The organism is Cupriavidus sp. C2SS-8b (assembly GCF_057073745.1).
In genome coordinates this window covers 2,186,250-2,198,353 of record NZ_CP172716.1, presented here as the reverse complement: position 1 = coordinate 2,198,353, position 12,104 = coordinate 2,186,250, and the positions used below count along the sequence as shown (strand labels likewise).

10 protein-coding genes are annotated in these 12,104 nt (G+C 65.0%); all 10 read left to right on the top strand.

The annotated features are described in order from the left end of the window. The first annotated feature begins 20 nt into the window (after window positions 1-20). The 10 genes from hisS to ACIGJB_RS10105 all read left to right on the top strand — a co-directional run bounded on the left by hisS (window position 21) and on the right by ACIGJB_RS10105 (window position 12,011). Entirely contained in the window at window positions 21-1,391 is a 1,371-nt protein-coding gene (hisS, locus tag ACIGJB_RS10150) for a histidine--tRNA ligase (RefSeq protein ID WP_483729733.1), read from the top strand. 96 nt (window positions 1,392-1,487) lie between these two features. Further along, entirely contained in the window at window positions 1,488-2,120 is a 633-nt protein-coding gene (locus ACIGJB_RS10145) for a tetratricopeptide repeat protein (protein ID WP_483729732.1), read from the top strand. A gap of 67 nt (window positions 2,121-2,187) precedes the next feature. After that, window positions 2,188-3,357 (top strand): outer membrane protein assembly factor BamB, encoded by a 1,170-nt coding sequence (gene bamB / locus ACIGJB_RS10140; RefSeq protein ID WP_483732304.1) that lies wholly within the window; start codon window positions 2,188-2,190, stop codon window positions 3,355-3,357. A 225-nt stretch (window positions 3,358-3,582) separates the two neighbouring features. Further along, window positions 3,583-4,926, top strand: coding sequence for a ribosome biogenesis GTPase Der (der, locus tag ACIGJB_RS10135; RefSeq protein WP_483729731.1), 1,344 nt, complete (start codon window positions 3,583-3,585; stop codon window positions 4,924-4,926). A gap of 210 nt (window positions 4,927-5,136) precedes the next feature. Beyond that, on the top strand, window positions 5,137-5,376 hold the full coding sequence (hfq, locus tag ACIGJB_RS10130) for an RNA chaperone Hfq (RefSeq protein ID WP_238263859.1): 240 nt from the start codon (window positions 5,137-5,139) through the stop codon (window positions 5,374-5,376). Window positions 5,377-5,630: 254 nt separating this feature from the next. Continuing rightward, window positions 5,631-6,866: a GTPase HflX gene (gene hflX / locus ACIGJB_RS10125; protein WP_483729730.1), complete on the top strand. Its 1,236-nt coding sequence runs from the start codon at window positions 5,631-5,633 to the stop codon at window positions 6,864-6,866. A 104-nt stretch (window positions 6,867-6,970) separates the two neighbouring features. Continuing rightward, on the top strand, window positions 6,971-8,338 hold the full coding sequence (hflK, locus tag ACIGJB_RS10120) for an FtsH protease activity modulator HflK (RefSeq protein ID WP_483729729.1): 1,368 nt from the start codon (window positions 6,971-6,973) through the stop codon (window positions 8,336-8,338). A 10-nt stretch (window positions 8,339-8,348) separates the two neighbouring features. Then, complete coding sequence (gene hflC, locus ACIGJB_RS10115) at window positions 8,349-9,260, top strand: protease modulator HflC (RefSeq protein WP_483729728.1); 912 nt, start codon at window positions 8,349-8,351, stop codon at window positions 9,258-9,260. 172 nt (window positions 9,261-9,432) lie between these two features. Continuing rightward, window positions 9,433-10,584 carry an ATP phosphoribosyltransferase regulatory subunit gene (locus ACIGJB_RS10110; RefSeq protein WP_483729727.1) on the top strand — a complete coding sequence of 384 codons (1,152 nt, stop codon included), beginning with the start codon at window positions 9,433-9,435 and terminating at the stop codon, window positions 10,582-10,584. A gap of 86 nt (window positions 10,585-10,670) precedes the next feature. Then, window positions 10,671-12,011 carry an adenylosuccinate synthase gene (locus ACIGJB_RS10105; RefSeq protein ID WP_483729726.1) on the top strand — a complete coding sequence of 447 codons (1,341 nt, stop codon included), beginning with the start codon at window positions 10,671-10,673 and terminating at the stop codon, window positions 12,009-12,011. Window positions 12,012-12,104 lie beyond the last annotated feature (93 nt).

The window sequence follows — 12,104 nt, the reverse complement described above, 5'->3', positions numbered from 1 at the left end:
CCCAGCACGATAACTACAGAATGACGCAAAACGAGAATCCGTCCGCGCAAAGCGGCGCCAAGACAGAAGAGAAGGCACGCCCCGCCAAGGCATTGCAGGGCGTGAAGGGCATGAACGACATGCTGCCGGCCGATGCCCCGCTGTGGGAGCATTTCGAGAACGCCGCGCGCGCGATGCTGCGAGCCTATGGCTACCAGCAGGTTCGCACACCGATCGTCGAGCATACCCAGCTGTTCGTGCGTGGCATCGGCGAGGTGACGGACATTGTCGAGAAGGAAATGTATTCCTTCACCGATTCGCTGAACGGTGAGCAACTGACGCTGCGTCCGGAAGGCACCGCTGCCGCCGTGCGCGCCACCATCGAGCACAACCTGCTGTACGACGGCCCCAAGCGCCTGTGGTACACCGGCCCGATGTTCCGCCACGAGCGTCCGCAGCGCGGCCGCTATCGCCAGTTCCACCAGCTCGGCGCCGAGGCGCTGGGTTTCGCCGGGCCGGACGTGGATGCCGAAATCATCCTGATGTGCCAGCGCCTGTGGGACGACCTGGGCCTGGTCGGCGTGCGCCTGGAGATCAATTCGCTGGGGCAGGCCAACGAGCGTGCCGCGCACCGCGAAGAGCTGATCAAGTACCTGGAAGGGTTCAAGGACATCCTGGACGAAGATGGCAAGCGCCGCCTGTACACCAATCCGCTGCGCGTGCTGGATACCAAGAATCCCGCGCTGCAGGAGATGGCGGCCAATGCGCCAAAGCTGATCGACTTCCTCGGCGAGGAATCGCTGGCCCACTTCGAAGGCGTGCAACGCCTGCTCAAGGCCAACAACATTCCGTACAAGATCAATCCGCGCCTGGTGCGCGGGCTGGACTACTACAACCTGACGGTGTTCGAGTGGATCACCGACAAGCTCGGCGCGCAGGGCACCATTGCCGGCGGTGGCCGCTACGATCCGCTGATCGCGCAGATGGGCGGCAAGCCGGCGCCGGCCTGCGGTTGGGCCATGGGCATCGAGCGCATCATCGAGTTGATCCGTGAAGAAGGCGTAGTGCCGGATGCGGTGGGCTGCGATGTCTACCTCGTGCACCAGGGCGAGGCCGCGTCCCAGCAAGCCATGGTCGCCGCAGAGCGCCTGCGCGATGCCGGACTGGATGTGGTCGTGCATGCCACGACTGACGGCAAGAGCGGCAGCTTCAAGTCGCAGATGAAGCGTGCCGACGCGAGCGGCGCGGCGTATGCCGTGATCATCGGCGACGATGAAGTCGCTGCCGGCGTGGTGCAGGTGAAGGAACTTCGCCAGGCAGCGCAGGCCGAAGGCGGTGGCCAGCAGGCGCAGGTGCCGGCTGAAGGCCTGGTCGATTACCTGATCGACGCGATGGTCGGCGCCAGCGAATAACGTAGCGAGCCGCGGCCCGCGAGATCCGCACAGCAGGAAACGGAGGCCGCCCGGGCGGCCTTTGACCCCAACCCAAACGCAAGAGACTGCCTCGACATGGCATACGATCTGGAAGAGCAGGAACAGCTTGAAAACCTGAAGGCCTGGTGGCGTCAGTACGGCAATGCCCTGACGTGGCTCCTGATTGCCGCCCTGCTGGCGTTCGCCGCCTGGAGCGGCTGGAAGTACTGGGAGCGCAAGCAGGCCTCCGAGGCGGCCGTGTTGTACGACCAGGTGGTCAAGGCCGCCGAAGGCCGCGATGCCGAGCGCGTCAAGCGCGCCGCCGGCGACCTCGAAGACAAGTTCGGCAAGACCGCGTATGGTCCGATGAGCGCGTTGGTGGCCGCCAAGGTGCTGTACGATGCGGGCGACCTCGCGGGTGCCAAGACGCAGCTGCAGTGGGCCATTGATCATGGCGACGGCGAATACGCGCTGATCGCCCGCGTGCGCCTTGCCGGCGTGCTGCTCGACGAGAAGGCCTACGACAAGGGCCTGGCGCTGCTCAAGGACGAGCCGCCGGCACCGTTCGTAGCGCTGTATGCGGACCGCAAGGGCGATCTGCTGGCCGCGCAGGACAAGCGCGACGACGCGCGCGCGGCCTACCGCAAGGCGCTGGACAAGCTGGGTGCCGACGACCAGTCGATGCGCCAGATCATCCAGTTCAAGCTCGACGCGCTTGGCGCGGCCTGACCGCGTGCCGCGATACGTGAAGGACATCCGCCACAACCCAATGCAGGATCCTAACCTTATGACGTCAATGCTTTCCGCTGCCGAACAACAAGGCGACTCGCGCCGCAAGATTGCCCGTGCGCTCGTCGCCGGCGCCTGCCTTGTGGCGCTGGGTGGCTGCTCGCTGTTCAGCAAGGAGAACAAGCATCCGCCGGCCGAACTGAAGCCGGTGTCGGCGACGCTGTCCGTGCGTCAGGCCTGGAAGGCGGATGTCGGCAAGAGCGGCCCGTATGCGCTGCAGCCCGCCGCGGCCGGCAACAACGTGTACGTGTCTGCCAACAATGGCAACATCATGTCGCTGGACGGGGCCACCGGCCGTACGCTGTGGAAGGCCAAGACCGATGTCGACATCACCACCGGTCCGGGCAGTGACGGCTCCGTGACGGCGGTGGCGGGCGAGAAGGGTGCGGTCTACGCCTTCGATACCAGCGGCAAGCAGATCTGGAAAAAGCAGGTTAACGGCGAAGTCCTGTCGGCGCCGCTGGTCGGCAACGGCCTGGTGGTCGTGCGCACCACCGATACCCGGGTGCTCGCGCTGGACGCCCAGACCGGCGAACGGCGCTGGATCTACCAGCGTTCGCAGACGCCGCTGAACCTGCGCGCCGCCATGGGCATGGTGTTCGCCGGTGACGGCATCGTCATGGGCTTCCCCGGCGGCAAGCTGGGCGTCCTGATGCCGGGCAATGGGGTCCTTCGCTGGGAGAGCGCGGTGTCGTATCCGAAGGGTGTTTCGGAGATCGAGCGCCTGAACGATGTCACCGGCCAGCCCATGGTCAGCGGCCGCCAGGTTTGCGCCACGACCTTCCAGGGCCGAATCGCCTGCCTGGAACTGGCCAGCGGCCAGCCGCAGTGGGGCAAGGATTTCTCGTCGCCGACCGGCCTGGCGCAGGATGACAATGCCATCTATGCCAGCGACGAACAGTCCGTGGTGTTCGCATTCGACCGCCAGAACGGCAACGAGCGCTGGAAGAACAACGAACTGCGCTATCGCCGCCTGGGCGCGCCGCTGGTATTGGGCCGCTCGGTGGTGATGGGCGACTTCGAAGGCTATGTGCACTTCCTCTCGCGAGACGATGGCACCGAAGTGGCGCGCATGAAGACCGATGGCAGCGCCATCAGCGCCGCGCCGGTGGTGGCAGGACAGACGCTGGTCGTCCAGACCCGCGACGGCGACGTCTACGGCTACGTGCCGGACTGAGCCATTGATGGCAGCGCAGGCCGTACACCTGTCGGTACGGGCTGCGCCAATTCCGGTAGCATGATCCCTGGTCGTGCGGCGAAATACGGAGCGGGCCCTGGGGCCACGTTCCACCCGACAGGAGAAGCGGCTGGCCATGCATTTTTTGCATGAGGCGCCGTCGGATCAACTGACTCCGGAGTTCCAGGGGGACGGCAGGTGCCGGCCCCCGTTTCCGTTTATTGCATGAAACCAGTTATTGCACTTGTCGGCCGCCCGAACGTCGGGAAGTCGACGCTATTCAACCGCATGACCCGGTCGCGCGACGCGCTTGTCGCCGATCTGCCGGGCCTGACGCGCGACCGCCACTACGGCGAAGGGCGTATTGGCGAACGTCCCTTTATCGCGATCGACACCGGCGGTTTCGAGCCGGTGGTCAAGGAAGGCATCGTCGCCGAGATGGCCAAGCAGACCAAGCAGGCCGTGGTCGAGGCGGACGTCGTCATCTTCATCGTCGACGGCAGGCTGGGCCTGGCGCCGCAGGACCGCGCCATCGCGGACTACCTGCGCAAGACCGGCCGGCGCGTGATGCTGGCCGTCAACAAGGCCGAGGGCATGAAGTACACCTCGGTCGCTGCCGACTTCTATGAGCTCGGCATGGGCGATCCGTACGCGATTTCGGCGGCGCACGGCGATGGCGTTCGCGAGCTCGTGGACGAGGCGCTGCAACTGGCGATTCAGGAGCGTCCGGAGCTGGCCGAGGAAGAGGACGACAGCGGCAAGGGCGTGAAGATCGCCATCGTCGGGCGGCCGAACGTCGGCAAGTCGACCCTCGTGAATACGCTGATCGGCGAGGAGCGCGTGATCGCGTTCGACATGCCCGGTACCACGCGCGACGCGATCTACGTGGAGTTCGAGCGTGGCGGCAAGCCCTACACGCTGATCGACACGGCGGGCCTGCGGCGGCGGGGCAAGGTGTTCGAAGCGATCGAGAAGTTTTCGGTGGTCAAGACGCTGCAGTCGATTGCCGACGCCAACGTCGTGATCCTGCTGCTCGACGCGCAGCAGGATATTTCCGACCAGGATGCCCATATCGCCGGCTTTATCGTCGAGTCGGGCCGGGCTCTCGTGGTCGGCGTCAACAAGTGGGATGGTCTCGACGGGCATACCCGCGATCGCATCAAGCATGACCTCGAGCGCAAGCTGCAATTCCTGAGCTTCGCCAATTTCCACTTCGTGTCTGCGCGGGAACGCACAGGCATTGGCGCGCTGATGCGTTCGGTCGACGACGCGTTCGCCGCGGCCATGGTCAAACTGCCCACGCCGCAGCTCACGCGCGTGCTGCAGGAAGCGGTGGAGTTCCAGCAGCCCAAGCGCGCCGGCGTATCGCGGCCGAAGCTGCGCTACGCGCACCAGGGCGGTTCCAACCCGCCGATCATCGTGATCCACGGCAACGCCTTGTCGAGCGTTTCCGAGACCTACCGGCGCTACCTGGAAAACCGCTACCGCGCCGCATTCAAGTTGAAGGGCACCCCTCTTCGCATTGAATTTCGCACGAACAAAAACCCGTATGCGGACTCGAAAGACTGAGTTCCGGACGAGTGCATGGCGAGGCAAGTTTTCGTTTGCGTTCGTTTGGAACTGCGGCTAAATTTGCGTAAGCAGGGGGTTCTCTGCGCGCGGATGCCGCTTTGGTACTGTTTTTGATCTTTTTTCTGGCGCGAGCTTGCGCCGCATGACTTGAACCGGGGACTTTCGTCCCCATTAATCACCACTAAACCTATAAATTTGGAGTGTGCCATGAGCAACAAAGGGCAACTGCTACAAGACCCGTTCCTGAACGCGCTGCGCAAAGAGCACGTGCCGGTTTCCATCTATCTCGTCAATGGCATCAAGCTGCAAGGCAACATCGAATCGTTCGACCAGTATGTCGTGCTGCTGCGTAACACCGTGACGCAGATGGTCTACAAGCATGCGATTTCCACCGTCGTCCCGGCTCGCGCGGTCAATTTCCGCGTGGATGATTCGACCGAGGGCTGATCTTCGCGGGGGCCGCAAGTCGTTGCGGCCCTCGACAGCCGGTATCGCGCACACGCCACCCGGCGTTGCGGCAGTGCCGGCCTCCGGTTCGCGCATGCGGCCGGCTCGCGGTGAACCGGACTGGCTGCCTGCCATGCCGGTGCCTCAATCGCGCAAGGGAGCGCGTGCCTGTACCGGCCCGCTCCCGTCCCAGAATCCGGCCAGTTCCGGCCATCTTTCCAAAACCGTCTTTCTTCGCGCGTAGCGCCGCCCGCTTGGATCCCAGAGCTACTTCCAACACCGAACCGTCACGTGCCATTCTCGTTGGCGTGGATTTCGGCAAGCACGACTTTCAGGAAAGCCTGAGCGAACTTGCCCTGTTGACCACCACCGCAGGCTCCATGCCGGTGCATACGCTGACCGGCAAGCGCTCGCGGCCGGACCCTGCGCTGTTCATCGGCTCGGGCAAGGCCGAGGAGCTGAAGGAGGCTGCCGATGCGCTGGATGCCGACATCGTGGTGTTCAACCATGCCCTGAGCCCGGCGCAGCAACGTAACCTGGAGCGCTTTCTCCAGCGCCATGTGATCGACCGTACCGGCCTGATCCTGGATATCTTTGCCCAGCGCGCGCAGAGCCATGTGGGCAAGGTGCAGGTGGAACTGGCGCAGGTCCAGTACCAGGCGTCGCGCCTGGTTCGTGCATGGAGCCACCTTGAGCGGCAGAAGGGCGGTATCGGCATGCGGGGCGGACCGGGCGAGCGCCAGCTCGAACTGGACCGCCGCATGCTCGATACCCGGGCCAAGCGGCTGAAGACCGACCTTGCCCGGCTGCAGCGGCAGCACAGCACGCAGCGGCGTGCCCGCGCGCGCAACGAGACCTTGAGCATCTCGCTGGTCGGCTATACCAACGCGGGCAAGTCGACGCTGTTCAATGCCTTGACCAAGGCCGGCGCCTATGCGGCCAACCAGCTCTTCGCGACGCTCGATACCACGTCGCGCCGGATGTTCCTGGACGGACTCGGCAACGTGGTGCTGTCCGATACGGTCGGCTTTATCCGCGACCTGCCCACCCAGCTGGTCGAGGCGTTCCGCGCGACGCTCGACGAAACTGTGCATGCCGATCTGCTGCTGCATGTCGTGGACGCCTCAAGCACGGTGCGTCACGAGCAGATCGAGCAGGTGAACCGGGTACTGGCGGAAATCGACGCCTCTGGCATTCCGCAGATCGTCGTGATGAACAAGATCGATGCGGCGCCGGAATTGCAGGAGCAGGGCGCGCGTATCGAGCGCGACGAAAACGGCGTGCCGACGCGCGTGTTTCTGAGCGCCCGCGAGGGCGTGGGCCTCGACGCGTTGCGGCAGTCCATCGTTGAGGTCGCGCAGTGGCTGGCAAGCCGGCCGCCCGAGCCGGGCCCGTTTGATCCGCGGCTGTCGGAGCCGGGCCCGCGCGCGGAAGATGACGAATTTGACAGGGAAGAGGGGCGCGATCCCGGTGATCGCGTCCAGTCCTGAGCCATTTCGGCGAGATTCGGGCCGGTTTGCGCGATTTGGCCAAAAGTGGCGCAGATGACTGCTAGAATCCCCCAGTTACAAACTTCCCCGGACCCGTGCACTTCATGCCCCAGTTCTCCCGGAATCCTGAATCGAGCCTGCCCCCGGGCGGCCGCTTTCCGCTGCATGCGGGATGGCAGCGCCTTCGCGCCATCTTCTCGCTGAACGATCCTCGCTGGGGACGCGACGGCCAGGATGAGGATGACAAGGACAGCCGCGGGAACGACCGTGATGCGAATCGTCAGCACCAGCGGCCGCAGGACGGTCCGCCCGATCTCGACGAGCTCTGGCGCGACTTCAACCGGCGCCTGAACGGACTGCTCGGACGCAAGGAGAACGGCGGTGGCGGCAACCAGGGTCTCGGCGGTCCGCGCGTGCCGGGCAAGGGTTCGGGCGTCGGTGTTGGCGTGGTGGTGGCCGCCGTGGTGGGTATCTGGCTGGCCAGCGGTTTCTTCATGGTGCAGGAAGGCCAGACCGCGGTGATCCTGCAGTTCGGCAAGTTCAAGTATTCGACGGGTCCCGGTATCAACTGGCGCCTGCCCTGGCCGATTCAATCGGCGGAAGTCGTCAACCTGTCGGCCGTGCGTTCGGTGGAGGTGGGCCGCTCCACGTCCATCAAGGACAGCAACCTGAAAGACTCGTCGATGCTGACGCAGGATGAGAACATCATCGACGTCCGCTTTACGGTCCAGTACTCGATCCAGGACGCCAGCGAGTTCCTGTTCTTCAACAAGACCGATCGTGGCGGCGACGAGGAACTCGTGACGCAGGCCGCTGAAACCTCGGTGCGCGAGATCGTCGGCCGCAACAAGATGGATGCGGTGCTGTACGAGAACCGCGAGCAGATCGCGCAGGGGCTGGCCAAATCGATCCAGTCGATCCTGACCGCGTACAAGACCGGTATCCGCGTCATCTCGGTCAACGTGCAGAGCGTGCAGCCGCCCGAGCAGGTGCAGGCCGCGTTCGATGACGTGAACAAGGCCAGCCAGGACCGCGAGCGCGCGATCAGCGAAGGCCAGGCCTATGCAAACGACGTGATTCCGCGCGCCAAGGGTACGGCCGCGCGGCTGAAGGAAGAATCCGAAGCCTACCGCGCCCGCGTGGTGGCACAGGCCGAGGGTGATGCTTCGCGGTTCCGTTCGGTGCAGGGCGAATACGCCAAGGCACCGCAGGTGACGCGCGACCGCATCTATATCGAGACCATGCAGCAGATCTACGCCAATTCGACCAAGGTGCTCGTGGATGCGCGCCAGGGCAGCAACCTCCTGTATCTCCCGCTCGACAAGCTGATGGCGCAGGCCCAGGCCGATGGCCGCACGGCGTCGCCATCCCAGCCGGCCAGCGGTGCCGGAACGCAGGCGCCGGCGCAGGATTCGGCTGCCGATATCCGGTCGCGCGAATCGCTGCGCAACCGTGACCGCGATTCGCGTTGAGGAGACCGTCATGAACCGACTGATTTCCTTCGCGATTGGCGCTTTCATCCTGCTGGCCGTGGCATCTTCGATGATGTTCGTCGTGGACCAGCGCCAGTACGCCGTGGTGTTCGCCTTTGGCGAGATCAAGCAGGTCGTGCGCGAGCCGGGCCTGCACTTCAAGCTGCCGCCGCCGCTGCAGAACGTGGTGTTCATGGACCGCCGCCTGCAGACCATCGACGTTGCGGCCAGCGAGCGTTTCCTGACCGCCGAGAAGAAGAGCATGGTGGTGGACTGGTTCGTCAAATGGCGCATCACCGAGCCGCGCAAGTTCTACGTGGCCTTTGGCGGCAATGTGCGCGGTGCCCAGGACCGCATGACCCAGCGTATCGACGCCGTGGCGCGCGAGGAGTTCGGCAAGCGCACCGTGGCCGACGTGGTCGCCGGCGAGCGCGAGAAGGTCATGCAGAACATTCGTGCCGGCATGGCCGAGTACGCGCAGTCGGTCGGCGTCGAAATTCTCGACGTGCGCCTGAAGCGCGTGGACCTGCTACCGGCCATCAGCGAGTCGGTGTACCGCCGCATGGAAGCCGAGCGCAAGCGCGTGGCCAACGAACTGCGTTCGACGGGCGCGGCCGAGGGCGAAAAGATCCGCGCCGATGCCGACCGTCAGCGTGAGGTTGTTCTGGCCGAGGCTTATCGCGACGCGCAGGTGATCAAGGGTGAAGGCGATGCCAAGTCGTCGCAGATTTATGCTGATGCCTTTGGCAAGGACCCGCAGTTCGCGCAATTCTGGCGCAGCATGGAAGCCTATCGCAATACCTTCCGCGACAAGCGCGACATCATGGTGCTGGAGCCGAATTCGGACTTCTTCCGCTATATGCGCTCGAGCGGCGGCGCCGCGGCGCCGGCGGCTGGCGGGGCGTCCGGAGGGCGGCGCTAGCGAGACCGCTGAAATTGTGGCGAGTTGACAAAACCCCGGCTTGCCGGGGTTTTGTCCGGCTGGGGCCCCGTGTCTGAAGTGACGGCGCGGACGCGCACCGGCCGTTTCGAATTCGCCGGGTGTGCAGGCTGGGGCCTGCGCGCAAACGTGTCATACAGAGAAGAGATTCATCATGTCCAACCATTGGCTGCTGCCAGAAAACATTGCCGACGTCCTGCCGTCGGAGGCCCGCAAGATCGAGGAATTGCGCCGCCGCATGCTGGACCTGTTCCGCACCTACGGCTATGAACTGGTCATGCCGCCGATGCTGGAGTACCTGGAGTCGCTGCTGACCGGAACCGGGCACGACCTGGACCTGCGCACGCTCAAGCTGGTGGACCAGCTGTCCGGCCGCACCATGGGCCTGCGCGCCGATATCACGCCGCAGGTCGCGCGCATCGACGCGCACCTGCTGAACCGGCCTGGCGTGACGCGCCTGTGCTATGCGGGCAATGTCCTGCACGCGCGGCCGGCCGGGTTCCACGCCACGCGCGAGCCGATTCAGGTCGGCACCGAAATCTATGGCCACGCGGGCCTGGAGGCCGATGTCGAGATCCAGGAGCTGATGCTGGCCGCGCTGCAGGCGGCGGGGCTGTCGGATATCCGCATCGACCTGTGCCATGCCGGCATTCTCGAGGCGCTGCTGGAAGGCCTGCCCTCGATCCGCAAGATCGAAGATGCCCTGTTCGCGGCGCTGGAAACCAAGGATAGCTCGGCCCTGCGGGAGATCACGCAAGGCATGCCTCAGACCGAGCGCGACGCACTGCTGGCGCTGCCGACGCTGTACGGTGGCGTCGAAGTCCTCGACCGCGCGCGCGCCACGCTGCCCGCCAGCCCGGCGATCGGGCGCGCACTGGATGAACTCGCGGCATTGGCGACGCAGGTGCGCGGCGCCAGCGTCAACATCGACTTGTCCGACCTGCGCGGCTACCACTATCACAGTGGTGTGATGTTTGCGGCGTATGTGGCGGGGCTGCCGAACTATGTGGCGCGGGGCGGCCGCTATGACAAGGTTGGCGAGGCCTTCGGCCGCGCGCGTCCGGCCACCGGTTTTTCGCTCGACCTGCGCGAGGTGGCTGCACTGTCACCCATTGAAGTGCGCGCCCAGGCAGTTTTCGCACCCTGGGATGCGGATCCTGCGCTTCGTGCCGCCATCGTCGCGCTGCGGGCCGCCGGGGAGATCGTGATCCAGTCGCTGCCCGGGCATACCAATGAACTCGACGAGTTCAATTGCGACCGTCAACTCGTGCGCCAGGATGCTGGCTGGGTTGTTGTGCCGCGCTGAGCCTTGATGTCGGTCATTTGCCCAAAAAGCGGGAATCGACCGGCAACGAGAGTAGAATACGTTTTTAACCTATTGACCAAAGCAATATGTCCGCATCCGCAGTAGGCCAGGGACGCAACGTCGTCGTGATCGGCACCCAGTGGGGTGACGAAGGCAAAGGAAAAATCGTCGATTGGCTTACCGACCATGCAAAGGGCGTGGTGCGGTTCCAGGGCGGCCACAACGCTGGCCATACCCTGATCATCGGCGGCAAGAAGACCATCCTGCGACTGATCCCGTCGGGCATCATGCGCGAAGGCACGGTCTGCTACATCGGCAACGGTGTGGTGCTGTCGCCCGAAGCCTTGTTCCACGAAATCGAAGAACTCGAATCCGCCGGCCTGGAAGTGCAGAAGCGTCTGCGCATCTCGGAGGCGGCGACGCTGATCCTGCCGTACCACGTGGCCATCGACAAGGCGCGCGAAGCGCGCCGCGGCGCCGCCAAGATCGGCACGACCGGCCGTGGTATCGGTCCCGCCTATGAAGACAAGGTCGCTCGCCGTGCGCTGCGCGTGCAGGACCTGTTCGATCCGAAGCAATTCGCCGAGCGCCTGCGCGAGAACCTGGACCTCCACAACTTCATGCTGACGCAGTACCTCGGTGCCGAAGCCGTGGACTACCAGCAGACGCTCGACGCCGCGCTGGCCTTCGCGCCGCGCCTGGCGCCGATGGTCGCGGACGTGTCGGCCGAGCTCTACGCGGTCAATGCCGCCGGTGGCAACCTGATGTTCGAAGGCGCGCAAGGCACGCTGCTCGACGTGGACCACGGCACGTACCCGTACGTGACCTCCAGCAACTGCGTGGCCGGTGCGGCTGCCGCAGGGGCCGGCGTGGGTCCGGGTCGCCTGAACTACATCCTGGGCATCACCAAGGCGTACTGCACGCGCGTCGGTGCGGGTCCGTTCCCGAGCGAACTGTACGACAACGACAATCCCACTCGCCAGGATCCCGTCGGCGTGCGGCTGGCCAACGTCGGCAAGGAATTCGGTTCGGTGACCGGCCGTCCGCGCCGCACCGGCTGGCTCGATGCCGCGGCGCTCAAGCGCTCGGTGCAGATCAACGGCGTGTCGGGCCTGTGCCTGACCAAGCTCGACGTGCTCGATGGCCTGGAAAGCATCGGCCTGTGCGTGGGCTACAAGCTCGATGGCAAGACCGTGGACATCCTGCCGCGCGGTTCGGATGCCGTGGCGCGCTGCGAACCGGTCTATGAAGAGTTCCCTGGCTGGAATGAGTCGACCTTCGGCGTGAAGTCGTGGGACGCGCTGCCGGAAGCCGCACGCAACTACCTGAAGCGCGTGGAAGAAGTGGTCGGCATTCCGATCGACATGATTTCGACCGGCCCGGATCGCGACGAGACGATCCTGCTGCGTCATCCATACCTGGCCTGACCCGGCGTACACAGGTTGCCAAAGCCGCGCGCCACAAGCGCAGCGGCTCTGCAATAACAAATCGGCCCGCGCAAGCGGGCCGAGCCATATCGG

Excerpts from the sequence above, each read along its gene's own strand:
- hisS (WP_483729733.1), top strand. The coding sequence starts at position 21 with ATGACGCAAAACGAGAATCCGTCCGCGCAAAGCGGCGCCAAGACAGAA.
- ACIGJB_RS10145 (WP_483729732.1), top strand. The coding sequence starts at position 1,488 with ATGGCATACGATCTGGAAGAGCAGGAACAGCTTGAAAACCTGAAGGCC.
- bamB (WP_483732304.1), top strand. The coding sequence starts at position 2,188 with ATGCTTTCCGCTGCCGAACAACAAGGCGACTCGCGCCGCAAGATTGCC.
- der (WP_483729731.1), top strand. The coding sequence starts at position 3,583 with ATGAAACCAGTTATTGCACTTGTCGGCCGCCCGAACGTCGGGAAGTCG.
- hfq (WP_238263859.1), top strand. The coding sequence starts at position 5,137 with ATGAGCAACAAAGGGCAACTGCTACAAGACCCGTTCCTGAACGCGCTG.
- hflK (WP_483729729.1), top strand. The coding sequence starts at position 6,971 with ATGCCCCAGTTCTCCCGGAATCCTGAATCGAGCCTGCCCCCGGGCGGC.
- hflC (WP_483729728.1), top strand. The coding sequence starts at position 8,349 with ATGAACCGACTGATTTCCTTCGCGATTGGCGCTTTCATCCTGCTGGCC.
- ACIGJB_RS10110 (WP_483729727.1), top strand. The coding sequence starts at position 9,433 with ATGTCCAACCATTGGCTGCTGCCAGAAAACATTGCCGACGTCCTGCCG.
- ACIGJB_RS10105 (WP_483729726.1), top strand. The coding sequence starts at position 10,671 with ATGTCCGCATCCGCAGTAGGCCAGGGACGCAACGTCGTCGTGATCGGC.